The organism is Spirosoma harenae (assembly GCF_054776975.1).
The window spans coordinates 79,907-103,835 of the sequence record NZ_BAAHBD010000027.1; the positions used below are offsets into that span (position 1 = coordinate 79,907).

At 45.6% G+C, this 23,929-nt stretch carries 18 protein-coding genes; 8 read left to right on the plus strand and 10 right to left on the minus strand.

All coding sequences use genetic code 11. The annotated features are described in order from the left end of the window. Positions 1–34 precede the first annotated feature (34 nt). Complete coding sequence (locus ACYVE4_RS25415) at positions 35–895, plus strand: phosphotransferase family protein (protein WP_461043089.1); 861 nt, start codon at positions 35–37, stop codon at positions 893–895. Between the two features lie 36 nt (positions 896–931). Here ACYVE4_RS25415 and ACYVE4_RS25420 read toward each other — a convergent pair whose 3' ends face one another. Both ACYVE4_RS25420 and ACYVE4_RS25425 read right to left on the minus strand, forming a co-directional pair. Beyond that, on the minus strand, positions 932–2,377 hold the full coding sequence (locus tag ACYVE4_RS25420) for an RNA polymerase sigma factor (RefSeq protein ID WP_461043090.1): 1,446 nt from the start codon (positions 2,375–2,377) through the stop codon (positions 932–934). A 62-nt stretch (positions 2,378–2,439) separates the two neighbouring features. Continuing rightward, the gene (locus tag ACYVE4_RS25425) at positions 2,440–5,067 is read right to left on the minus strand and encodes a PQQ-dependent sugar dehydrogenase (RefSeq protein ID WP_461043091.1); all 2,628 of its coding nucleotides are present in this window, start codon (positions 5,065–5,067) and stop codon (positions 2,440–2,442) included. A 165-nt stretch (positions 5,068–5,232) separates the two neighbouring features. On the opposite strand from ACYVE4_RS25425, the gene ACYVE4_RS25430 reads away from it, so the two are divergent. Then, the gene (locus tag ACYVE4_RS25430) at positions 5,233–6,549 is read left to right on the plus strand and encodes a PQQ-dependent sugar dehydrogenase (protein ID WP_461043332.1); all 1,317 of its coding nucleotides are present in this window, start codon (positions 5,233–5,235) and stop codon (positions 6,547–6,549) included. A gap of 145 nt (positions 6,550–6,694) precedes the next feature. On the opposite strand, the gene ACYVE4_RS25435 is transcribed toward ACYVE4_RS25430, so the two are convergent. After that, a complete protein-coding gene (locus ACYVE4_RS25435) occupies positions 6,695–8,200 on the minus strand; it encodes a DUF1501 domain-containing protein (protein WP_461043092.1) in 1,506 nt (501 codons plus the stop codon). Between the two features lie 298 nt (positions 8,201–8,498). Beyond that, positions 8,499–10,136, minus strand: a complete 1,638-nt coding sequence (locus ACYVE4_RS25440; protein ID WP_461043093.1) for a DUF1800 domain-containing protein — start codon at positions 10,134–10,136, stop codon at positions 8,499–8,501. 144 nt (positions 10,137–10,280) lie between these two features. On the opposite strand from ACYVE4_RS25440, the gene ACYVE4_RS25445 reads away from it, so the two are divergent. Then, a complete protein-coding gene (locus ACYVE4_RS25445; protein ID WP_461043094.1) occupies positions 10,281–11,399 on the plus strand; it encodes a trans-sulfuration enzyme family protein in 1,119 nt (372 codons plus the stop codon). Position 11,400: 1 nt separating this feature from the next. Here ACYVE4_RS25445 and ACYVE4_RS25450 read toward each other — a convergent pair whose 3' ends face one another. Further along, positions 11,401–11,724 (minus strand): hypothetical protein, encoded by a 324-nt coding sequence (locus tag ACYVE4_RS25450; protein ID WP_461043096.1) that lies wholly within the window; start codon positions 11,722–11,724, stop codon positions 11,401–11,403. A gap of 140 nt (positions 11,725–11,864) precedes the next feature. Between ACYVE4_RS25450 and ACYVE4_RS25455 the strand changes: the two genes are divergently transcribed. Next, positions 11,865–12,461 (plus strand): NAD(P)H-dependent oxidoreductase, encoded by a 597-nt coding sequence (locus ACYVE4_RS25455; protein ID WP_461043097.1) that lies wholly within the window; start codon positions 11,865–11,867, stop codon positions 12,459–12,461. A 36-nt stretch (positions 12,462–12,497) separates the two neighbouring features. On the opposite strand, the gene ACYVE4_RS25460 is transcribed toward ACYVE4_RS25455, so the two are convergent. From ACYVE4_RS25460 to ACYVE4_RS25470, 3 genes are all read right to left on the minus strand, one after another. Then, the gene (locus tag ACYVE4_RS25460; RefSeq protein WP_461043098.1) at positions 12,498–14,828 is read right to left on the minus strand and encodes a T9SS type A sorting domain-containing protein; all 2,331 of its coding nucleotides are present in this window, start codon (positions 14,826–14,828) and stop codon (positions 12,498–12,500) included. 163 nt (positions 14,829–14,991) lie between these two features. Beyond that, positions 14,992–15,486 carry a hypothetical protein gene (locus ACYVE4_RS25465; protein WP_461043099.1) on the minus strand — a complete coding sequence of 165 codons (495 nt, stop codon included), beginning with the start codon at positions 15,484–15,486 and terminating at the stop codon, positions 14,992–14,994. A gap of 279 nt (positions 15,487–15,765) precedes the next feature. Next, positions 15,766–16,770 carry a metallophosphoesterase family protein gene (locus ACYVE4_RS25470; RefSeq protein ID WP_461043100.1) on the minus strand — a complete coding sequence of 335 codons (1,005 nt, stop codon included), beginning with the start codon at positions 16,768–16,770 and terminating at the stop codon, positions 15,766–15,768. 107 nt (positions 16,771–16,877) lie between these two features. Here ACYVE4_RS25470 and ACYVE4_RS25475 point away from each other — a divergent pair, with 107 nt between their 5' ends. The 4 genes from ACYVE4_RS25475 to ACYVE4_RS25490 all read left to right on the plus strand — a co-directional run bounded on the left by ACYVE4_RS25475 (position 16,878) and on the right by ACYVE4_RS25490 (position 20,549). Beyond that, positions 16,878–17,573 (plus strand): phosphonatase-like hydrolase, encoded by a 696-nt coding sequence (locus ACYVE4_RS25475; RefSeq protein ID WP_461043101.1) that lies wholly within the window; start codon positions 16,878–16,880, stop codon positions 17,571–17,573. A gap of 72 nt (positions 17,574–17,645) precedes the next feature. After that, positions 17,646–18,509 (plus strand): sugar phosphate isomerase/epimerase family protein, encoded by an 864-nt coding sequence (locus ACYVE4_RS25480; RefSeq protein ID WP_461043102.1) that lies wholly within the window; start codon positions 17,646–17,648, stop codon positions 18,507–18,509. Positions 18,510–18,605: 96 nt separating this feature from the next. After that, complete coding sequence (locus ACYVE4_RS25485; RefSeq protein ID WP_461043103.1) at positions 18,606–19,943, plus strand: Gfo/Idh/MocA family protein; 1,338 nt, start codon at positions 18,606–18,608, stop codon at positions 19,941–19,943. A 165-nt stretch (positions 19,944–20,108) separates the two neighbouring features. Next, complete coding sequence (locus ACYVE4_RS25490) at positions 20,109–20,549, plus strand: hypothetical protein (RefSeq protein ID WP_461043104.1); 441 nt, start codon at positions 20,109–20,111, stop codon at positions 20,547–20,549. A gap of 2 nt (positions 20,550–20,551) precedes the next feature. On the opposite strand, the gene ACYVE4_RS25495 is transcribed toward ACYVE4_RS25490, so the two are convergent. Then, the gene (locus tag ACYVE4_RS25495; protein ID WP_461043105.1) at positions 20,552–22,930 is read right to left on the minus strand and encodes a TonB-dependent receptor domain-containing protein; all 2,379 of its coding nucleotides are present in this window, start codon (positions 22,928–22,930) and stop codon (positions 20,552–20,554) included. Between the two features lie 209 nt (positions 22,931–23,139). Beyond that, positions 23,140–23,775, minus strand: coding sequence for a dioxygenase family protein (locus ACYVE4_RS25500; protein WP_461043106.1), 636 nt, complete (start codon positions 23,773–23,775; stop codon positions 23,140–23,142). Positions 23,776–23,929 lie beyond the last annotated feature (154 nt).

The window sequence follows — 23,929 nt, forward strand, 5'->3', positions numbered from 1 at the left end:
TATGAGTGGATGGCCTTTTCTGTAGAGACGAACCATGTTGGAACAACTAAAAACGGTTATTATAACTCGCTTTCCGGAGCTTATCAACGCATCATTCTCTCTGCTGACAGCCGGTTGGGATTCAGTCGCCGTTGATGTAGATGATCGGTTAATCTTTAAATTTCCCCGCGACGAAGAAGGTATCGAAGCATTGCGAAAGGAAGCCAATATGCTGGCTATTGTTCGCTCGAAGGTTACCCTTCCCGTTCCCAATCTCGAGTTTTTCGACGCTCCGCGGCCGTTTTCAAGGCACACCAAACTTAAGGGGGAACATCTGATTACCGCACAGTACGAATTGTTGAATGATTCCGCAAAACATAGATTGGCGAACGATATAGCGCGCTTTTATGCTGAACTTCATGCAATTGATCTTGCCTCCATGCAGGCTGTTGGAGCATCGGTAAGCGAACCTGGGCTTACAAATGAACAAATTTGGGCAGGAATTCACCCCATTTTACCTATATCCCGTCAAGCTAAAGCTCAAAAAACGCTTGAAGCCTGGGCGCAACTGCCACCTGATCCTTATGGAATTACGTATGGTTTCTTTGATGGGCATGGCTGGAACATGGCTTTCGATCATGAAGCCCAAAAACTAGCCGGCATTTATGACTTCGGCGATTCTGGTCTGGACGAGCTACACCAGGAATTTATTTACACAAACTTTATTTCGACTGAACTCACTTCACGTGTAATTAATAACTATGAAAAAATTACCGGGCGTGTAATTGATCGGGAACGAGTTTCAATACTGACAGGCGTACTGTTTTTAGGGGAATTAGCCGAAATGAGCGACGATCCTGATTATGCGGATGCCGTATTGGCAAATGCGCTGAACTGGCTTTCTGCCGAGGAATAAAGTTGTACTGGAATAATAAAAGAATGCTATAAATAGTTAATCTACCAGTGCAATTTCTACGATCACTTTTCCTTTATCGCCATATCTTTTTATTGCCTGTTCTTCGCTCAACTTCACTAAGCTATATTTCTTGTCAGTAAGCTCAATTGTTTCATTTATCTGCATGGGCGTGCCATTCACAACTAAATAATTTATCCTATTGATAAATGAAAATGTGCCGCTTCCGTTAAATTTTTGTGTATTAAGATTGACCTTCACGTTCTCTCCCTTCAGATATAATGTATTATCCTTCGAAGACCAAAATAATTTTGAGGCATAAAATGTACCGTGTATTTTGGAAGGATCAACTTTATCAGTTAATCTACTTTGTTCGATTGGTATCGTTAATTCCAAGCTATTGTTTTCAACAATTTCCTGATTTTTAAGCTGACTGGGTAATTGAAATTTGTTCAATAAGCTTGTAGAATCAAAAGACAGCGCCGAAGTAGTAAGGAGCAATGCGCCTAATGTGTTTACTTTTTTCATGGTATCGATTTGTTTAGTGTTTTCACTTGATATGATGCCATTTGTTGAAAAGGTGGCAGTTGTTGTATCAAAATTTGAAAACTTTTTTTCAATACCTTTTTCATTAGGTAAATCCGAAACACGAACCGATGGTACACTAGAGTTTTTTACTACTGATGGTTTCGTTTCCTCATTTGAATTAACGTGTATAAACGAAACAATGGCGATGTTCATAACTGTTGCTACAGTTGTGATATCACTCTTTATATAGTTTACAAAAAGAATTATTGATGAATTGGGTTTCGGAATGGATACGCCTGCGAAATCAACAATATTGATTGAAGATGATTTTTGTGGTTTTATCTCAAAGTTTTTTAATCCTTTTCTGAAAAAATGATTTATATTCCAAAATTTATCGGAGATCCAAAACAAGAATAATAAACGGGGTTTTCTCTTGTCCTCTTTTAGTTTATTTTTTAGAATTTCTCGAATTGTTTTTCGGGCTCTAGCGAAATGTGATTTTGATGTTCCTTCGCTTATACCCAATTCGGTCCCGATTTGAGCATGCGTGAAATGGTCAAATACATAAAGATTAAACACCAATTTATGGTGTTCGGGCAAGCGTCCAATAGCTTCTAAAAGTTCAGCCTCGGAAAAACTATTTTCTTCATTGTTTTGACTTTCGTTTTGGGCTTCAAGTGTAGGCGTGTCATAGGCCATTCTGTTTTCATGGTGCTTCTGTTTTTTCTGATCCCGGAGGTATTGTAAAGCTACATTCACGACTATGCGCCTTAACCAGGCTTCAAAAGGCCCTTTGCTTTCAAAACTTTTAGATTTATTAATAGCTACCAGAAAAGCATCATGTGCCAGGTCTTCTGCAATCTGCCTATTGGACGTATATCGGTAGCATACACCAATCATTTTAGCGATATTCTGCCGGTAAGTAGCTTCCCAAAAACTCTTTGGTACATCATTCATAATAGCAATGATGCTTTTTTTTCAAATGGTGGCAGTTTATGATGATTTTACCAGAAACAACTCTATTCGCCAGTTCGATGGAACGTAACGGATTTTACTTCTGCCAGGCTGAAAATACTCGATCGATTCTCGAAGCACAGAAAAATATCATGCCGACCCGTTGTCGGTTTAATAGGCACTGAACGTTCCTGCCAGGATTTCAATTTGCCAACGGGAACGGCAACATCGCCAATCGATTCACCTGTCGGGCTATCAATTCGGATTCGGATGGTTGTTCCCGGCGTTTCGGTGGTGAATTGAAAACGTAAATTATGAACACCCGTCATGTCAACCTGTTTAGCCATTGCGTAGGAAGACTGCTTAATGCCATTTAGGATTTCACCCCGGTTCAACTCCATCCCCTTATCGAAATCCTGACCCTGAAAAACAGGTGACCGTAGTACTTTTGTCGTTTGTCGAGTGAGGGGTTTAACGGATTTATATCCCCGGTCGGTATAGCTGGCTGACAAGATATAGGTTCCCGGTTGGGTCAGATCAACGTCAAATTGGCCTTCGGCGGGTAAGGGTTTAACAATAGGTTTATCGTTGGTAAGCGATAGTATATAGCGGACCATCTCGTCGGTCACGTCGGGGGCGAGTTGGGGATGGGCGCTCATGTTTGCTTCGCCCCAAATGCCGTGTCCGCCTTTGATAATTTTTCGGCTGAGAGTCGCTACCAATTCAGCTGATTTTTTCTGCCTTTGATAGCGTTCGGCAATCATCTGAAAACTAGGGCCGATTGATTTCGACGTAAGCGCATGACAACCTTTACAATCGCTTTCCTCAATCCAGGTCGTACCTCGTTGAAATTCAGACAAAATGGCTCCTGTTGGCGATTGATTGATCGCCCGGCTTGTTGGTAAATAAGTAAGGTTTACATTGATCGCTTTCGGATCGATACGCCGATCTTCCGGATCGATTACCCACACCCGATAAGTCATTTGTGGCGTTTGCAACAAACCAGTGTCTGCCAATTCAACCTGTACAGCCGGGGGCGTATTTCCGACCAGAATAGCCGTTTCAGCAGACGAAGTAGCCCCAGCTTTATCCGTGACAACCAACTTAATACGATGTTTGCCTGGTTTCGTCAGAACGGTATTGATGTCGACGGATGTATAGGGTAACGCCTTCCCATCGGCAAACCATCGATAAGTCAGCACATCGCTCTGATCGTAGTCCATTGATTTCTGAGCTGATAGTTGAACGCGCATCGGCGATGGACCGGCATCCGCAGCCGCGCTGATTGTAGCAATTGGTGGGCGGTTGCCTGCGATATAATCGATTCGCACTAAGCGGGAGTCTTTATTTCCGCCCCAGAGCGAGCCATGTTCAATAACATATAAGGCACCATCGGGGCCAAATTTTAGGCTCATCGGTTTGCGGAATGTGGCCGATGGCATGAACGGCTCGATACGCTCCAATTTCTTTTGTTCCGTCAGCGATACCACTTTCAGCCAATTCCGCATCCAGTCTGCAATGAACAATTTTCGGTCGAAATAGGCTGGGAATTTGGTTTTTGAGGGGTTAGTTGAATCGTAGTAATAAATCGGCCCCATGATAGCGGTTCGCCCTCCGGCCCCGAGTTCAGGAAATTCGGCGGAGTTATCGTAAGGATACCAGATCATCGGTTTCTGAGAAGGTGGCAGTTCCCGTAAGCCCGTATTATTTGGCGACGAATTGATAGGATGCAAAGGGTCGATTTTTTCAAGTATGGAATCGGTGGCAAAATTGACTTTTGCATAGGCCTCATTATCACCAATAACCAACGGCCAGCCATGAAACCCTGGTTTTGCGGCCTGATTAAATTCATCGTACCCTCGTGGGCCCCTTGGCTGGCTATCACTCGCGTCGGGCCCTACTTCGCTCCAGTATAACAAATCCGTATCCCGATCAACCGTAACCCGATAAGGATTCCGACAACCCATGATATAAATTTCAGGGCGGGTTTTATCTGTTTTGGCGAAGAGATTTCCGGCTGGGATTGTGTAGGAACCATCGGGTTCGGGGTGGATACGTAATACTTTACCCCTCAAGTCGTTCGTGTTGGCTGATGATCGTTGGGCGTCGTACTCTTCCCGGCCTGGACGCTCGTCGCTGGGGGAATAGTTGGTGCCAAATGGATTACTATTGTCACCTGTGGCAATGAACAGATTACCGTGTTTGTCGAAGGCCATTCCACCACCAGCATGACAACAATGCTGTGAGTCGGGTATTTCAATCACGACCTTTTCAGACGATAATCTAAGCGAATCGCCCTGCATCGTAAATCGGGAAACGCGGTTTGCTTTGCCCTGATTAAGAGGAGCATAAAATAAATACAACTGATTGTTCTGGCTGAAATCCGGATCTAGAACAATGCCTTGCATTCGCGCTTCGGTGGCCATACTAACGGGGATTTTAGCCAGAAGCCGGGTATCTTTTTGTCGAACGTCATATACCCAAACTCCGCCGGTCATGGTAATAAAATAGACGTTGCCGTTGGGTGCAATGTCCATTTCAATCAAATCGGGCATATTACTAGTCAAAAAGACTTTACGGAATCGATGTTCATCAGGAGCGTCGGTAGGAGGAGTATCCTGTTGAAAGGATAACAATGGCCCAACGACTGCCAGCAGGAGCAGGAGCAGCAGATGCCGTTTGACTCGTTTCATGATTCGGTAAGGTTTAGCAAGGTTTGCTCACAAGAGGCATGAAGTAGTGAAAATTACTGATGAGCCGTAAAACGGGCTTTGTAAGTATTTGAAGGCCCTTTGACGCTTTTGTGGGAAACAACTGCTAACCTGTGTAAGTCGACGTCTATTTTATTTTATCAAATGATGCATAAACCTGCTTTCGGCCTGACTGGCCTGCTTGCTCTTGTCGTAACATTGAAGTGCCTGGGCGAAACGAATCCTGGCAAATTACCGGCTCGTTCGCATACTGTGAAAAAAGACGCCCAACTTGCGTTAAAATTACCAGCTGGTTTTTCGGGGACCATTGTTGCTGAAGATTTAGGAGCTCCCCGGCACATTGCCATCACGAAGACGGGCGATATCTACGTAAAGCTCAATAAGTTAAAAGATGGAAAAGGCATCTATCGTCTGCGCGATACCAACAACGATGGCCTGATCGACGAGCGGGTTGGCTTTGGCGATTATCCGGGAACGGGCATCGCTATTAAAAATGATTATTTGTATACATCGTCTAATAGCAGTGTTTACCGCTATAAACTCAATAGTAAACAAGAAGTAGTAGATACAGAGCAGCCTGAAAAACTAGTGTCAGGCCTGCGAGAGAAAGATCGCGATAAATCGAAGTCGATAGCGCTTGATAATCAAGGGAATATATACGTTAATGTGGCGTCGGATAATGATCCTTGCCGTGAGCCCGGAACGGGTAAAGGTATGATGCCCTGCCCCTTGGTGGATACAGCGGGTATCTGGAAATTTAAGGCAGACGTCCCGAACCAGGCACCTACCGACGGTGTGCATTTCGCGAAGGGACTGAAGAACGTCGTGGGACTCGACTGGAACGGTAAAACGAATACGTTGTTCGTGTTGCAGCACGGTCGGGGCAAGTTCGATGATTTTTACCCGCAATATTACACCCCCCAAATGAGTACTGAGTTGCCTGCCGAAACGATGTATGAACTACATCAGGGTGATGACGCTGGCTGGCCGTATATCTATTATGATCCCATTCAGAAGAAGAAGATTTTAGCCCCTGAATATGGCGGTGACGGCAAGAAAACGGGCGGTGAAAAAGCAATAAATCCAGCAGCAGCTTTCCCTGCACACATGGGCCCGAATGCGCTATTGTTTTACACAGGAACAGCGTTCCCTGAACGGTATCGGAATGGCGCTTTTATTGCGTTTCATGGTCAATCACAACCACTTAAAAAAGGGTATCTTGTTGGTTTCGTGCCGTTTAAAAATGGCAAACCATCGGGGCCTTGGGAAATCTTCGCCGATAATTTTGCCGGGATTGATCTGGAAAAACCAACCGGCCCTGTTCAGCATCGCCCCTGCGGACTGGCGCAAGGTCCCGACGGTTCTTTATATGTAACAGACGATCTGAACGGTACGCTTTTTAAGATCAGTTATACGGGAGCTAGTCAGGGTAAAAAAGCGAATATGGCATCGAAAAAGAAGTAGCAATTTTGTCCTGCTGACGCAAAAAGCATCTCCACGATTCTTTGTTCATAGATAAGGAAAGTCTAAGATGCTTTTTGCGTCAGCAGGACAAAATCGTTATTAGAATCTATTTAGTTCCGACAAATAAACCAAGTTTGTCTGTTATCTAACCTGTCATCTGAACGGAATAGGGGCCTGTAAATTTCAATTTACCATCCAGTCGAATCTTTTTCACTGTGATATTATGATCAACGGTTACCGTATGTCCCGTATTGACTTTTACATACTCATTGGCAAAAGGAACCCGCCCAATTGTCCACACATTTTTGTCCTGCCAATTACCCGACGCGACTGTTTCTACTGTATCTGAAAATAGCGATACGGTGGGGAATTGACGGAAAAGTAACGAATTGGTTGTCGTTGGATTTGTACCAAACCAATCATTCAGAACGTCAGAATAAACCCTTCTGAAATCGATTTGCATCGGGATTTCTTTGTTGCCAAACTGGCCTGTTAAATTTGCCAGATCTGGGTTTTGACCAATTGTCCGGTGTTTTACATTGCTGCCAAATACAAACATTGGAGCCGCAACACCATGATCGGTGCCTTTGGAATTGTTAGAATTGGCGCGACGGCCAAATTCAGAAAACGTCATTCCAATCACTTTATCTTCAATGCCTTGCAACTTTAAATCCTGTTGAAACTTGCTGATCGCAATCGACATTTTTTGTAACAGCAATGCGTGCGTTCCCAGCGTGACATCTGTATCAACCTGTGTTGAATGCGTGTCGAAGCCACTTAGCGAGACGAAATAAATTTTGGTTTTTAGCCCGCCATGAATTAAACGGGAAACAATTTTTAACTGGTCGGCAAGTGTATTTTTTTCTGTAACATCGGGGTAGGTAACCATATTCTGCCCGGCATCAGCGGCTCGCTTGATTTCTGTTGCATAACCTACTGATAGCACCTGTTGCTGCCGAATAAAGGCAATCAAATCGCCAGCATCACAGCAGGGCAAGTCACCAGGAGAAGGCGTTCCACCAGAGCCCACTAATTGATAAAAACTATTCGGATCACTAAGGGCAATGCCCATCGACTGCTGGCTGCCGAGTAGAGCTGTTGAGGTAAGGTAACCTATCTGAATAGCCAGTGGGTCTTCCATTTGCGTGTTCGGATACCCGACCGGATAGCCTGGATACCGGTTTTGGAGATATCGACCAGCCCAGCCTGAATTAGAAAGCTGATCCGAATCAACAGCTGTCATCCAAATGTCAGTGGATCGGTAGTGAGATTGATCAGGGTTCGGATAGGAAACCGAATGAATAATTGAGAGCTTCCCATTATTATACAGATCGCGCATGCCCGACATGGCTGGATGAAGGCCTGTCGCTGGATTACCATCAAGGGGCAATATGGCGTTTTCGGGGATGGCAATATTGCTTCGTAAGCCCGTATAAAGTGAATACTGATCGCGCGGAATAACCGTATTTAGACCATCGTTACCCCCATTAAGGTAAATAATGACCAACACTCGATCAGATGCCAGAGCCGCCGTTCCTAACAAAGATTGAACCAGTGCTGACTGGTAGGACATGGCTTTCATCCCAAAGCCATCCAGCATCACCGGCAGAAGCGTTGCCGAAGCGGCTCCTAAAAAGTCTCTACGTTTCATAAAATAGTCGTCAGTCGATAGTGGGGATATGCGTTAATTAAGGAGCGGATTGGCAATTGTAAACCCACCATCGACTTTATCAAAACAGGTCATATTCATTCATGCATAGCATGTATTTCATTAAATTTTGTAATTGGTAGAGGTTGTCAAACGGAAATACTGAAAGAATAATTGTATGAGAGAGATTATGCTGATTATCGCAAATCTTAAATTTAATGTTTACTGAAGAAGAGTAAGATTAAATAAACTTTAAGGTATTTAACAGCCCATAAATCTCTGGTTTACACTCAAGTGGCCTTTAAGCAATATGATATTCGGCCATGCGTAGCATATATTGCATGAGATTTTGCAAGCGTGATAGAACCTCATATCGGGCACCGCCATCGTTTGGATTGGTTCGGTAAGCATTCCATTGAAACGTCCAGGATGTACGCGGAAGACCCTGCATCATGATGGTATCGATCAGGAAATCTTTTTTGGCTTGAACCAGCTCGAAAACGAATAGATTCTTCGAAAAAGCGGCCAAAATATCCACTGTAGAGATTGCCGGGGTTCCGGCTACGTCCGAAAAATTAGGTTGAATCGACGTGGCCCAGGCCAATACATCGATACCCATCAAATAATTTGGTTCGATTTGAAGGTAACGTAGCACATAGGCATCTGTGTACTGGTATCGAAAACCTATAGTCGTTGTATTGATCCAGATTCTTGTATAACCTGTCTCATAATAAGGCTCGTAACCAAATACTGAAGGTTGATCCAGGAGGGGCATAAGCATATCCTGCATCTTGTAAAACATGAAATCGGTATAATTTAAGAACCCGGTATAATGCGTAACAGCATCCGGAACGGGTTGATTAAATAACCGCATGGAACCCACGGCCACTTCGACAGGCGATTTAACCAATGCCCCCATGTTCGCCGTATCGAAAAATACCTCACTCGTTAATAATTTGACAATCAGTCCCTGGATATCGTAATTACTGGTAACGAAAAATTGGGCCAGTGGAATAATGATGTCTGTCTCTATAGTTGGCGAAACATTCGGATTGACAAACCAGCGATAGAGTTTTCGGCAGATATACCGGGCCGATGCTGGATGGTTTAGCAGCATGGTTATCAGATCGTCCAGTTCTGCGTCTCCGGCTGTAACGGTCGGCGATGGATTGGTCGATCGACCTGTAATGACCGTATTGTTGTAATGGGCTGAAAACGTTTTATTGGTACTATCGTGGTTTGCCAGTGAAAATACGGTGGTAAAACTCGTTGATCCATCCAGTTCGTAATTCGTATATTCCCAGCCTGTTAGCACTTTGGCTGCGGCTTTTACATCATCTTCCGTATAGGTTTTATTGCCCTCAAAATCGAAAACACCAACTGTAAAGAGTTCCTGAAGCTCACGTGCGTAGTTTTCGTTCGGATGCCCGACAATATTTTCATTCCCGTTGAGGTAGCGAAGCATAGCCGGATCTTTGGTGATCTGGATTACCAGACTTCGGAAATTTCCCAGCGCATTATTTCGTAGCAACAGAAGATATTGATACAGAAATCGGTAATCGCCAACCGTTTCACGGGTTGACACGAAATGGTTTTGCCAGAATAAGGTTAGTTTATCCAGCAAACTAATTGGAGCCGTTTGGGAGGCCATCATGCCCAACCACCAAAGACTTATATAATGGCCAAGCTCAAAATTGCGGCTGTGGATGAACGGCTTATCCAGATACGTTTGCCCAGCTGTCGGTTGAAAGGCATTCAGGTCGATAGGGGGCGATGGCGAATAATTCGCATTCGAAATGAGAAGCTGTACGGCCTGTGTAGCTGTCAGACCGGTAAAACTGGATATCTCGGCGTGGGTAGGGCCAAACGTTGCCCGCCTGAGCAAATGAGCGGCTGTTGTTGCCGTCAGCGGTGTTGTATAGGTAGCCAGAGAAGGCATTTTAGTGCATCAGGTTGTTCCGGTAAGAAAAAAGAGGAATATTGCCACAGTGGTTAATTGGATGCAATCTGTTGCCAGTTTTCCAATAGAAACCATGAACTTTTCTATACAAAAAGTGAGCCGTTTTGCGGTTCTTGCACATTTATGCACTTCGATACCCTTGCTCTGCATGCTACGCAACAACCTGACCCAGTGACTGGAGTGGTGGTTCCCCCGATTTATTTGTCAACAACGTATGCCCGAAACGAAGCCAATGAGTTACCTGCCAATTATATCTATACCCGTCCCAATAACCCCACTCGCGAGGCATTGGAAAAGGCGTTGGCCGCATTGGAAGGAGGACTCATTGGAATGGCATTTGGATCGGGTCAGGCGGCTACAATGACGTTGTTTCAGGCCCTTTCGCCCGGTGATCACGTATTATTATCAACCGATGCGTATCATGGTACGCCCGCTTTGCTGGAACAGGTGTTTCATCCCTGGGGGCTTACGTATACTCGTGTCGATATGCGGAATTTGGATGCCGTTCGGGCGTCGGTTCATGAAAATACCCGCGTAATCTGGTGCGAAACGCCGTCGAATCCGATGATGGATATTGCTGATTTACAAGCTATCAGTCAGATTGCTCACGATGCCGGGGCCATTTGTGTATGCGACAATACGTGGGCAACTCCCGTGCTGCAACGCCCTTTTGAACTGGGATGTGATGTGGTTATGCACTCAACGACCAAATACCTGAGCGGTCATAGTGATGTATTGGGGGGCGCCTTGATTTTTAAAGAAGACAATGAGTTTACACAGCGAGTACGGCTACTACAAGGATTGTCTGGAGCGGTGCCATCGCCTTTCGATTGTTGGTTGGTAAGTCGGGGAATCAAAACGCTGGGCGTTCGGGTGCGAGCCCAAAGTGCAACGGCGCAGCAGCTTGCCGATTTTTTAACTAGTCATCCTGCTATCGAAAAAGTGCATTATCCAGGTTTGGCAAACCATCCAAATAAGGACCTGATTCAGCGGCAAATGCACGGGCCGGGGGCCATGTTGTCGGTGCAGGTAAAAGGTGGGGCCGAAGAAGCACTGCGATTTATTGGTAAACTAAAACTATTTATTCGGGCTACCAGCCTTGGCGGAGTTGAAACCCTGATCGAGCATCGAGCAACTGCAGAAGGGCCTCACTCTACAACACCTAAAAACTTACTCCGTATTTCGGTGGGACTTGAACACGCCGGCGATCTGCTGGCCGATCTGGCTCGGGCGCTGGACTAACTTACCGAAATCGTTTAGGGACAATTTTCGGCATTGGCTTCAGAAAGATCTGTGGTTCATCTGGCTTCAGGTACTTCTGATATGAACGGAGAATTATGTACTGTGTCGAAGAATCCGGGACTTTTATTGGCATATTGTCCAACGTAGCTCGCATCACATTTTTAGGGTCATTCGGGTGTCTATAAAACGAGTTATTGGGTCGGGCGTTGGGCATTATATCGGGTGGAAAAACCTTGGGTAGGGAGTCGCGTCGAATTATGGACGAAGGTACCTGCGCATAGGCAATGCCGGTTAGTAGCAGAAAAAATAAACAGACAATTTTCATGATTGTATAGGTTGAAAAGGTAGCTTACTGATTAACAGACCCAACTGTTTGTAAAATCGTTGCATTTGTGTTGTGAATAGACCTACGAACTAAAGAATAAGCGACGCGGTTTTCTAGTCGAATTGAATCAGCCTACTACAATGAAAATTGCGCTTATTTCAACCTCATCGCGCAAGAATAGCAACTCGCTACGCTTTGTGAAGTATTTGCGGCATCTTCTGGAAGAAGAAGGACCGCATGAGGTTTCGATTATAGATTTTGAGGAATATGATATCCCACTCGTGGGGCAGGGTTCAGTAAAAAAAGATGAGCTAACGCCCTTTCAGGAACGACTGATTAGTGCCTGGGAAGCCGCCGAGCTGGTCATTTTTGCCATGCCTGAATACAACTGGACTGCACCCCCGCAGGCAACGAATGCGATCCACCAGTTAGGAGGTCCGTCGTTTAAGCATTTGTTCGATAATAAGGTATTTGCGATGGTCGGTATTTCCAACGGCCGGGGAGGGCGGCAACCGGCGCTCGACATGACTACCGTTGTGAACAAGATTATTAGCTTCACCAATAGCTATTCCATTGTGTCACCAAAGCTATACGAATCGCACGAAACGGCGAATAACCTTGATGAACATAGTCGATTTGTTGGCCATGAGATCTACGAGCGGACGGTGCGGGCGTTTATGGACTATACGCTGAATGTGGCCCAGCGCTGGACAAGTCCAAGTTTGGTAGAGAAATAATGTGTGGTTGAGTAAGCTTTATCTAGTGAAAATAGCTTACTCAACTAGTACTCGTACAACCGACTGACGCGACTCTGCAGCTGCTTTGAGTAAATACGTTCCGGAAGGGATCTTTTCCAGCGCCCATTCAACCTGTTTTTTCCCTGAGAAAGAGGGTATCTGATACGAACGAACTGCCCGACCAGAAGCATCCAATAAATCGACCTGAACCCCCGACCGTTCGGGCTGGTCAAGTTCTACACGCAATCGGTCTGAAACTGGATTGGGGACGACCCGAATCGACAACGATTCAGTTGGCTCAGAAAGGGCTGTCAGAATGAAATTGAACGGGTCGGATGGGGGCGAAGCGCAGCCATTTTGCGTCACAACTACGTAATACTGACCACTGGCATAAGGAATTAATGTAGTGCCAGTGGCATTCGGAACGGGCGCATCGGGATTACTCCCTGAACGAATATACCATTGTATACCCGTCGTCTGATTCACGACCAGCGTACTATTCGCCACCTGAGTTACGATTGGCTTAACCGGGAGTGGGTTTATCGATTTCAGTGAGACAAATATCGTATTCGTAGTACATCGATTACTGTCGCGGACACTCACCGTGTAGGTTCCTTCAGTTAATCCCGTCTGCGTAGCTACAAACGGCTTAAGTGTATCCAGGCGCTCGGTCATCCAGTAATAGGTAAATGGTTTTTTGCCGCCTGCTACTACGATGGTCGCTTCGCCATTGCGGCCACCTGCACAGCTAACATCTTTCACTTGACCTGCCGAAAGCGTGAGCGCGTTGCCATCCGTAATCACGGCCGATACGGTATCACTACAGCCTCCATCATCTACGACGCGTAAACGATACGTGTTGGGCGTCAGTGTCGTGATCTGGCTATTTGTCTGTAAATTCTGACCCACAACTTGATATCGAATTCCGGTTCCGGTCCCTCCTGTGCTGGCCAGTTTTACAGATCCCGTTGGACACGTACAGCAGGTTGCTGGTACTGGACTCGCCTGGGCTTTCAGTGGATCGACTTTTCCAACAGTCACGGAAATTAAGCTGGTACAGCCATTCGCATCCGTTCCGACAACTGTATAATTCCCCAATGCAATGCCACTCAATATATTACTGGTTTGTGGGGTTGAGTTGGCTGTTGCCTGATAGGTTACAGCACCTGTTCCTCCCGAAGGAGTTACGATAATAGAACCCGTATTAGGACCTGAACAAACGACTGGTTTAGAAACAGCGGTTAACTTTAATTGAGTTGGCTGACTGATCGTTACAGATTGTTTACCCTGGCATCCATTACCGTCCTTGATGGTAACGGTATAGCTAGTTGGTGCCAGACCCGTGAATTGGGTTCCTGACTGGAAGGCCCCGGTTCCAAGCTGGTATTGATACGGTGGGGCACCGCCCGTAACAGCTACATTAATACTACCATCGACCGACCCCGCACATCGGGTGGGGGTTGGGGTCAGATTAATCGAAAAGGGGGATGGCTGACCAATGCGGACTGGTATAAAAAGCACACAGGTATTGTTGTCTGATACAATTAGCGTATAGGTTGTATCGGCCTTAATGTTGATGAATGTTCCGCTTTCCTGAGAAGGAGAGCCTTGTATTGCGTATCTGTATCCGCCTACACCCCCGCTAGCTTTGGCGATAAAAGCACCATCTGTACCACCAACGCATTTCGTATTAATAATCGAAATAGAGGCAGATAAAGAAGCGGGTTCTTGTACTTCAGCAGTTGTTTTGAGCACACAGCCTTTTGTGTCGCGCACTGATAATGAATAAGTTGCGGCCCTCAGATTTGTAAAAAAGTTTTCTGCTCGATAGCCTTGTTCATTCAACTGATACTCTAAGTTTCCTACACCACCAGTTGTACCAATCGAGATAGAGCCTGTGAAATTCCCAAAACAGGATGGGTGGTTTATAGTGATAGAAGCTTTAATTGGGTTAAATACCTGAATTGTACCAGTAGCCGTTGTGGTGGTGGTAACGGTGCCTGTAGTGCTGGTTGCGGTCGAACTGGTACCCGTTGAGCTGGTAACCGTCGTACTCGTTACCTGACAGCTAGCGGTGTAGGTAGTCGTTTGGGCAGGATTGACCACAATTGAACTCCCTGTCTGGTTGGTAGACCAACGAAGGGTTCCTCCAGTGGGGCAGCCAGAAGCGGTCAGACTAACGCTCGTTCCGGCACACACCGTTGCGGTAGTACTAACCGATACAACCAAATCGGTTGGTGCGGCTGAAGGGGCCGACGCAGCAACTGTGCCAGCCGATAAGGAGACGATCAGCCCTGCCAGTACGAATACAAGCCTGCTGCTATTACGACATAAAAAACCGCAGAGAGCATGTAAATAATGAATCATGTGGAAAAGAGGAAGCCTGACAGGCAAAGATAAATTCTTCACTGGCGAAACTGAGGCTACAGAAACGTATTTCGGCACAGCTTCGCCCGCTTTATTTACTGATTGGAGCCTATTGCTAAGAAGGTAGATTGAGTTGCGGGTAGGAGTCCTTCCCTAAGTACGCTTAATAAAACAATCCCCAGTCGTCGGGAGCATCATTATCTTTATCGAAGCTATTGACCCAGGCAACAAACAAGATGCGGAACTGCTCTATTTCATCACGAAGAACATTCAGGTAAGCCGTCGTAACCAGTTTTTCGGCTTTACAATAAGAGGTCTGTGCTAATAATTCACGAGCATGCATTTTGATGATAACCGCATTTTCCATGCGCAGGGTATACAAATCCCCCCCTTCAGCACCCACAATTTTGGGAGCCAGCATCATAGCATTTGCCAGCATTTGCTCGTGCATCATCAGTACATCGTCTTCTTTATTAATGGTTTCGACAATGGCCTGCGTGAGCTCCATGAGTTCATTCGCCTTCCGTAGAATAGGCAAATTCTTGATGCGCCGATTTTCAGCCTCCATTTCGGCACGAGCTTCTTCCGGGTCGTAATCTTCATCAAAACCGTCCCAGTCTAAGAAGCTGTCGTCATCATCTTCATCGTCAAAGTTCATCGCAAGATGGGCAAAGGGAATGAATACCTTCGGTTTGCCAAAGTAACACAATCGTTTGCCAAAAACAAACCATTAATCGTCAAAAATAGCACGTTGCCAGGAAATTAATAGAAGGTTTATTTTGCAGATACGGCTGATTTACAAAGTTTTTATGGCAAATGAGTCGATGTCAGCACGACGCCTTAGTCACCTGATCTATCGTATTTTGTGAAGCATATAAAAAGCCTGATTGGCCTGATTTTTCTGGAAATCCTGACTTAATTGTCTGGTAGGCGGAAGTTAAGGTTTGATCGTTCGGGCTCGGATAGCAGGCGTAATTTCCTGATCGACTCGCAGCGGCTTATATTCATCGGTAAACCCGAGTTCGGTTGGTGATTTGCCTACCCAACTACTTTGTTTTCCACTGATTTGAATCGTCAACGAAGTCGGATCAATCGTCATTATCGAAAATAAAGAGTCTTTGTAAGGACATGTCCTCGACATTGATGGGTGAGCCTGATGAATGGCTGCCGAATAGCTTTCATGGGCAAACTTGTCGCCAATCCAAAAGTAAGAAGCTGAGTTGATGGTTAGGTAGGGAATTCCTTTTTCGTAAAGCAAACTATCGACATGGCTGTGACCGTTGATCGCTAAGACGACCTTATCGGCTGCGTTAGCGAGTAGGTCCTGTATGTCGGCTGCATTATCGACTGATAACGCACCCATCAAGGGTTGATGCGAGAGGATGATAATAGGTCCGTCCAGTTCCTGAAGTTTGCTTTTCAGCCAGGCCGTTTGCTCGGGATTAATGTAGGCAGGATAACCGCCTTTATGAGTTGGCGATCCGGTATCATTTCCATCCAGTACAATAAACCATACACCCTTGATTTTGCGGGTGTAATACCGCCCGGGCATGCCCCATGTGTCGATACACTGTTGTTTTGTATGCCCGGAATCCATGTCATGATTGCCGATCACGTGAATGCGGGTTTCGTGCGCTCGATTGAAGTGGTCGATAATCGGCTTGTTTTTTTTATTCGGGAAGGCAAAATCGCCTAGTTGAAAAATCCCGTCGACTTTAGCGGTTTTACTGTGACTCAAAAATGCGTCTAACCGACTTGGTGCATCGTGCATGATATCGTGATGCAGATCTGTAATCAAACCGAGTTTTATGGGCTGGGCTAGTTTAGTAACACGGCTTCGGGCCAAGGCAGGAATTGGTAACGAAAGGCTCATCGAGGTACCGATACGTATAAAATCTCTACGGCTAAGCTCGTTGGCTAATTTTACTGGCTTGTTTTTCATGGATAAGCTCGAATTGTTCCTAACTCGGTATGTTTGCAAGATAATAGTAAATGTTCGGGATTTATGGTCTCGTTCGATTCCATCATACAGCATAAATTCGCACAATCATGATTAGAATGGTCGTTTTCGATATGGCAGGAACTACGGTTAATGAGAACAACGTAGTTTACAAGACGTTGCAAAAGGCGATCAACGAAAAAGGGTACGATTTTTCGCTGGATGAGGTGTTAGCCGAAGGGGCAGGGAAAGAAAAACTTCAGGCGATCAAGAGTACACTTCTGTTAAGGAATATCTCGGATGATGCGGTAGCGAACGCGGTATTTGCCCGGTTCCTTTCGCTCCTCAATGACGCTTACAGAACCCAGGAAATTACCGAACAGGCCAACGCTACGGCCTTATTTCATGCCTTACGAAAAAAGGCGATTTTTGTTGTATTGAATACCGGCTACAATCGGCAAACGGCCGAATCGCTGGTCGAAAAAATTGGGTGGAAAAAGGGTAGTGATTATGACCTATTAGTGACCGCATCAGATGTTCCGAAAAATCGCCCTAGCCCCGATATGATTCTGTTCGCTATGAAGCAGTTGGGCGTTGCCGATGCGGCTGACGTGATAAAAGTTGGCGATTCTGCCATCGACGTTGACGAGGGTAAGAATGCAGGCTGCCGAATCAATATTGGTATCACAACGGGTGCGCACACCTACGAGCAATTGCGATCTGCCAATCCTGAATTCATTGTCGATAATCTTATGGAGGTATTATCAATTGTTGAGCAGGATGCGAGCCACCCAGTTAGTTTTTAGGTTGAGTAATTCCTGTTGGTAGTAGAAAACGATTGTTTTCAGCCTTTTATCAAGGCTATTTAATTCAAGTTCATGACTACAAGACGAACGTTTCTTAAGAAAGCTGGTGGTTCCGTAGCACTGGCAAGTATGTCGCCCGCACTGGCTACAACTGCGGCTCCTAACCTGAACAGCGCAGCAAGCGACGATCTATTTAAATTGGGAATGGCGGGCTACTCGTTTGTTCATTTTAACCTCGATCAGGCATTGGAGATGATGCGGAAGGTTGATGTACACTATTTGTGTATCAAAGACTTCCATCTTCCTCTCAATAGTAATGAAGAGCAGATCAAAGCCTTCCATGAAAAGCTGAAGCAATCGAATGTAACGGGCTATGCTGTAGGACCGATCTACATGAAATCTGAACAGGAGATCAATAACGGATTCGAATATGCGAAGCGCGTTGGGGTAAAGCTGATCGTGGGTGTGCCGAACGAAGACCTGTTACCCTTGATCGAAAAAAAGGTGAAGGAATATGATATGCGATACGCCATCCATATTCATGGCCCGGACATCAAACTCTGGCCGAACGCTTCGTCTGTAATTAACGCGGTGAAAAATCTAGATTCCCGTATCGGCCTTTGCTTCGATATGGGACACGATGCCCGTTTCGGCGACGATCCGATTGCCGATCTGGAGAAATACGCCAAACGTATTTTTGACATTCACTTAAAAAACGTAAGTGCGGCCACGAAAGAAGGAAAGACCTGTGAGTTGAGCCGGGGTGTCATCGATATTCCCGCGTTTGTGGCAATGCTACGGAAGATAAAATACGACGGTAGTTGCAGTCTGGAGTACGAAAAAGATATGAAAGATCCGTTGGCTGGTATTGCTGAATCGGTCGGTTATTTCAAAGGCGTTTGCGACGCCACAAAATCAGGCAAACGAAAAGCATGAAGGAAGTGATGAGTTGGCTGGCGCCTAATTATTGCTTTCGCGTAAGCCCACTCATCACTTCCTTCATCGTTTATCACTTATCACTCACAAAAAGTCATGGAAAGCTCGCGGAGAAAGTTTATGAAAAAAGCGGCCTTAGGCACGGCCAGTATTACGATAGGAGGGCTAGGAATGTCGGCCAAAAGTTACGCTAAAATCATTGGGGCTAACGAACGGCTGAATGTGGCGATCGCGGGTTTGGGCCGACGATTAGGGGCTTATTATGAGCCAATCGGTAAAAAAGAAAGCAATGTAGAACTCGTTTACCTCTGCGATGTCATGAAGAAGCAGCGGGAATCGGCAGTTCAGAAATTTTCCAAACACATATCCTATACCCCGAAACTGGAAAACGACATTCGCAAAGTTATTGCTGACAAAAACGTGGATGTGCTCTTCAACGCGACACCCGATCACTGGCATGCGCCGGGTACGTGGTTGGCGGTTCAGGCAGGTAAGCACGTTTACGTGGAGAAACCGTGTAGCCATAACCCCCGCGAAGGCGAAATCCTGACCGAACTTCAGAAAAAATCGGGTAAAGTTATTCAGATGGGAAACCAGCAACGCTCATCGCTGGAGTCGATTGACATTATCGGACAAATTCATAACGGTGTGATTGGCAAGCCATTCAAAGCGGTTGCCTTTTATGCTACGGCTCGTGGGGAAGTTCCGCATCAGAAAAAAGCCCCCGTTCCTGACGGCCTCGATTGGGAATTGTTTCAAGGGCCTGCTCCACGTCGGGAGTACACGTCTGAAACCTGGGATTACAACTGGCATTGGTATGGCTGGTTGTACGGAACTGCCGAAACTGGTAACAACGCAACCCACGAATTGGATGTAGCACGTTGGGCCTTGCAGGTTGAGTACCCCGAACACGTATCGGTTGAGGCTGCCAAACGGTATTTCGTTGAAGATGGTTGGGAGATGTACGACACGATGGATGCTACTTTCCGATTTCCGGGCGATAAGATCATCAAATGGGATGGTAACAGCCGCAACGGACAAAAAACGTTCGGCAGCGACCGGGGAACGTACATTTATGGTACTAATGGCACCGTGTATGTAGACCGTGATGGTTATACACTGTACTCGCGTGATGGCAAGGTTATCAAGGATAGCAAGTCGAAAGGAACCGAAGCGGGAACAGCGTTAGGCGGTGGTGGAGATATGACGACCCGTCACGTTGTCAATTTCTTCGAGGCTATTCGGGGCAAAGAGAAACAGGCATCGCCCATTGCCGAAGGGGCAAAAAGCGTGCTGCTCTGCCATCTGGCGAATATTGCTTATCGTACGAATAAATCATTGGCGATTGATTCAAAGAATGGCCATATCAAAGACGCTGAAGCCATGAAATTCTGGAGTCGGCAGTACGAGAAAGGGTGGGAGCCACCGATGTAATTATTGACGCTGAATCGATCAATAATCTATTGAAAACCGGAGTTGGCAACTCCGGTTTTTTGTTTATTAACCGTAAACATTCAGGAATTTTTCGTGTTCAGAATTTATTCAGCGAATGAACTAGGTAGATAAACTTTGAGTGAATTTGCCATTCGGAGAACGAAAATGAAAAAAATAATCTGGACGGTTTTCTGTGTGTTATTGACAAGCCAATTGTATGCTCAGGCGAAAACACACGCGTTTTTTATGATCGGTAATTACGCCTATCCAGATTGGGAAAAATTGTCATTTGATTTTACACGCGACGGCCGGGAGATTACCTATTCCTATCGCAAAAATGAACAGGGTCATAAACTCGAATCACTCGGGACCAAATTTGTGAATAACCAGAAAGCCCTGATCGTTAAGATTCCTTCACTGAATAAAATTTACCTCATTTTGAGGGATAAGAAAAAGGAAAGTCTGGTGATGATGAGTGAGGACGGTAAATACAAAAAGAAATTTCCGCTCGGATACGAAGGACCCGTTGATGGGCGGGGAACATTCTGTGCAACGTGCGCTAACGAACCTCAGGAAGCGTTTGCCATCGTTGATTCATTTTTCTGAAATTAGTCCGGGTTCTCGGTCTGTCGCATACGTGGTCCCTTGATTTCTTTTTTGCCGAGTTTGTACGAAAATGTGATCCGAATATTCTGGTTCTGGTAGCGATTCGACGTTAATTGACGAAACGATTCGGTGCGAATTTCCTCATCAATGAACGTGTATGCTGTCAGGGGCGTATCCATTCGTAGACTTACGTTGAATCGCTCATTCGCTGGTTTCTTGCTGAATGTCAGGCTGTAATAGTTCCAGCCAGTGCGATACCCCTGCAACATAAGACTGTTGCCATCAAAGAAGCCGTAAAAGTCAATGCTGTAGTTCTTAGGTAATTTGTGACTGTAGTTCAGGACTAACTGACGCATCAGCCCACTATTTCGAACCTGCATCACTGAACTTTCCAGTCGGACGTATTGGACGGTTACCGTAGTCCCCAGACTAATTTTCGGGCTAGGTTTCCAGGTCAGGTTTACCGACATTCCCATTCGTTGATTTTTTCCGACATTTTGCCAGGTAGTATAGAAAATACCATCGGCCCGTGGTGTACGTATGGATTCAATACTATTCTGATTGTTGTTGAAAAACAGTGCCAGGTCCGTGAACAATCGAGCGCTATTGCGGGAATAACTAAGCTGATATTTTCGGGTAAGTTCGGGCTGTAAATAGGGATTTCCCGACTGAATATTTAGTGAATCGCTGTTATTAATTGTTGGATTCAGAAATTGGAAATATGGCCTTATCAATTTGGTTGAATAGCCAAGTTTTATCGAAGATTTCTTATTCAGGTTTTTGCTAATCAATACGTTAGGCATCAAGTTCTGAATAGGTGGGATATGTAGCGGAACGTCTTTGAGTGTACCACTAAGGGCCGTCATTTCATACCGTAGGCCCGTCATGAACTGCCATTGTTTAACCTGAAAATTTAGATTTGTGTAGATCGCATATACTCCACTGCGATAGGAAAACACATTCGACCGAACTGGGTCGTTTTGGTACGTCTGATTTTTTCGGTCATAAATGCCAAACCGGCTGTCGCTGTCTATGTATTTCCCGTAAAACTTTCCGCCGGTTTCCCATTTCCATTTGTTAGTAAACGTCCGGCTATAATCCGTTTGGAGGATCAGTTCGCGGTTTAACGCATGACTATCGAAATTCTCCCCATAAGGCATTAAATCGTTATCGGTTTGAGTGAGGATGTAGCGATTCGTATTGCCCGAATGGAAGTAGGTGCCCAGCATCGAGAATTCCTTTTGTTTGTCTTTCGACGTACTGGTATAACCCGACGTGAAAATATTTCCTGTGACGTCGGATGGTGTGTATACCTGACGCTGAAAAGTTGGTAGGCTCCTGCCGTTTTCAGTCTGAAAGTTGTCAGATAGCAAGCTGGTTTGATTAGGCATGTAACGTATCCGATAACCCAGATTAAGCGTTTTGCTAGAATCGATGCTATACAGTACGCTTGCACCACCCACGGCAAATGTTCCCGTATTGCGTGTTTCGTTCCGCTGAACAACCTGAAACTGGGTCGATTCCCGAGTCAGGACAGAACCGTTCAGATTCCAATACATCTGATAAAATCCGTCCATCTTCACCAGCCATTTGTTGTATTTGCTCTGAACCTCTCCAATCAGTACGTCATTTCGATTGCCAACTACTGCGCTGATGTTTCCGTTAGTGGCATTGGTCCGCAGCCTACGGGTAATGACGTTTACAACACCATCGGTGCCTTCAGCGTCATACCGGGCGGATGGATGAGTAATCACCTCAACTTTTACAATACTTTCGCCAGGAATGGTCTTTAAAACGTCGGCGACTGATGAGCCGTAAATCTCAGATGGCTTTCCATCGATAAACAACCGGATGTGCGAACTCCCGCGCATGGACAACCCCCCGTTGGCATCGACCGACAGCAACGGCACTTTGCGCAATATATCTGAAGCACTGCTCCCGGCAATTGAGGGCAAACTTTCGACATTGAACGTAATACCATCGACCCGATTTTCGATCAGTGGTTTCTGCCCGCGTATTGTCACTGCTTTCAGATTTCGAACATCCTGGCTTACGGCGATCGTACCTAAATCTATTGCAGGATACTGGGCATTTATTGTCCACTCTGGGACTTGGGTCGTACGATAACCAACGGCACTGACGGTAGCGGAATATGTACCATAAGGCAGCTTATTCAACTGGAATTTTCCTGAACTATCACTGATAGCTCCATCCATGAGTTTCCCCTGCTGATATAGGGAAATCGTCGCAAAGGGGAGAGGTTTCTTGGTTAGAGAATCCGTAAGAATACCTCGCACAGATCCCAGATTATCAACGCCTTGCGCTGTTATTAAAGAGTTGTTGATAAAACTCAGAAGGAAAAGGAGTACGTAGCGTTTCATAGGTTGTAGACGTAATGAATCTTCAGAATAGCATTCGCATAAAACCTCGCACCGTGGTCTGTGTCCTCACAGGCCACCTACGCGTCAGCCAACTTTAGCCATCCGGGAGAGTGGTCTGTGAGGACAAAGACCATGGAATTTCCTAGACAATAATGTATCGGCCCTGTTTCAGCAACGGGGGTTAATGACTCACCAATACAGCTCAGATTTTACTGATTTGTGGGGTAGTTCGGGATGTTTTTACCGAGGTAAATGTTCCGTTCAGCTTTATACATATTGCCGACGTCGATGAGTTTTAAAATCCCGCTACCACCCCGGTTTTCGAGCTTTTTGCGCTGATCGGCAGTCAGGAGTGGATCGTCGTCGAACACGTATTCGTCGATGTAATATTCATTCAGGCCCGGCTCTTTTATGGTTACGTGAATATGTGCGGGATCTTTATGGCCAGGATAGGGAGCTGGGCGTAACGTAACGAATTTGTATTCACCTTTTTCATTGGTGCGCATCCATCCGCGAAGAGAGCCGTGTCGTTTCTCCCAGCCCTGAGCTCCAGCTTTCGCTGTGTAATGGCCTGTTTCGTCGGTATGATAGACGTAAATGATAACACCGGGAGCAGGTGTTTTACCATCCGCTTTATAAACAATACCGTTGACACCTAACGGTTTTTTCCCGTTCCAGGTCGCATCGGGTAGTTTAACAACGGTTTCCAGTTTGTCGAACGAAACAGGGCTTTCCTGAATGGCTTCGCAACCTTCGCAGGGGCCACCTACTTTTTTGTCTTGCCCCAATCCGGGCAATGTAAAGACTGTAGTAGCGATGAATAGAATGAACCAGTGCGTTTTCATAATGAATTGGTTTTGTGGGTGTGCCGTTTGGCGAATGTCTGAACAAAGCAACGGTGGTTAATTTTCATCGCAAAAAATAGTAGACCAACGGTTCAAAAAATAGACGAGTTAAAAGCGTTTTTCATTTCCTCTACTTTTTTTGTCGTTGGTCGAT

Excerpts from the sequence above, each read along its gene's own strand:
- ACYVE4_RS25415 (WP_461043089.1), top strand. The coding sequence starts at position 35 with ATGTTGGAACAACTAAAAACGGTTATTATAACTCGCTTTCCGGAGCTT.
- ACYVE4_RS25420 (WP_461043090.1), bottom strand. The coding sequence starts at position 2,377 with ATGAATGATGTACCAAAGAGTTTTTGGGAAGCTACTTACCGGCAGAAT.
- ACYVE4_RS25425 (WP_461043091.1), bottom strand. The coding sequence starts at position 5,067 with ATGAAACGAGTCAAACGGCATCTGCTGCTCCTGCTCCTGCTGGCAGTC.
- ACYVE4_RS25430 (WP_461043332.1), top strand. The coding sequence starts at position 5,233 with ATGCATAAACCTGCTTTCGGCCTGACTGGCCTGCTTGCTCTTGTCGTA.
- ACYVE4_RS25435 (WP_461043092.1), bottom strand. The coding sequence starts at position 8,200 with ATGAAACGTAGAGACTTTTTAGGAGCCGCTTCGGCAACGCTTCTGCCG.
- ACYVE4_RS25440 (WP_461043093.1), bottom strand. The coding sequence starts at position 10,136 with ATGCCTTCTCTGGCTACCTATACAACACCGCTGACGGCAACAACAGCC.
- ACYVE4_RS25445 (WP_461043094.1), top strand. The coding sequence starts at position 10,281 with ATGCACTTCGATACCCTTGCTCTGCATGCTACGCAACAACCTGACCCA.
- ACYVE4_RS25450 (WP_461043096.1), bottom strand. The coding sequence starts at position 11,724 with ATGAAAATTGTCTGTTTATTTTTTCTGCTACTAACCGGCATTGCCTAT.
- ACYVE4_RS25455 (WP_461043097.1), top strand. The coding sequence starts at position 11,865 with ATGAAAATTGCGCTTATTTCAACCTCATCGCGCAAGAATAGCAACTCG.
- ACYVE4_RS25460 (WP_461043098.1), bottom strand. The coding sequence starts at position 14,828 with ATGATTCATTATTTACATGCTCTCTGCGGTTTTTTATGTCGTAATAGC.
- ACYVE4_RS25465 (WP_461043099.1), bottom strand. The coding sequence starts at position 15,486 with ATGAACTTTGACGATGAAGATGATGACGACAGCTTCTTAGACTGGGAC.
- ACYVE4_RS25470 (WP_461043100.1), bottom strand. The coding sequence starts at position 16,770 with ATGAAAAACAAGCCAGTAAAATTAGCCAACGAGCTTAGCCGTAGAGAT.
- ACYVE4_RS25475 (WP_461043101.1), top strand. The coding sequence starts at position 16,878 with ATGATTAGAATGGTCGTTTTCGATATGGCAGGAACTACGGTTAATGAG.
- ACYVE4_RS25480 (WP_461043102.1), top strand. The coding sequence starts at position 17,646 with ATGACTACAAGACGAACGTTTCTTAAGAAAGCTGGTGGTTCCGTAGCA.
- ACYVE4_RS25485 (WP_461043103.1), top strand. The coding sequence starts at position 18,606 with ATGGAAAGCTCGCGGAGAAAGTTTATGAAAAAAGCGGCCTTAGGCACG.
- ACYVE4_RS25490 (WP_461043104.1), top strand. The coding sequence starts at position 20,109 with ATGAAAAAAATAATCTGGACGGTTTTCTGTGTGTTATTGACAAGCCAA.
- ACYVE4_RS25495 (WP_461043105.1), bottom strand. The coding sequence starts at position 22,930 with ATGAAACGCTACGTACTCCTTTTCCTTCTGAGTTTTATCAACAACTCT.
- ACYVE4_RS25500 (WP_461043106.1), bottom strand. The coding sequence starts at position 23,775 with ATGAAAACGCACTGGTTCATTCTATTCATCGCTACTACAGTCTTTACA.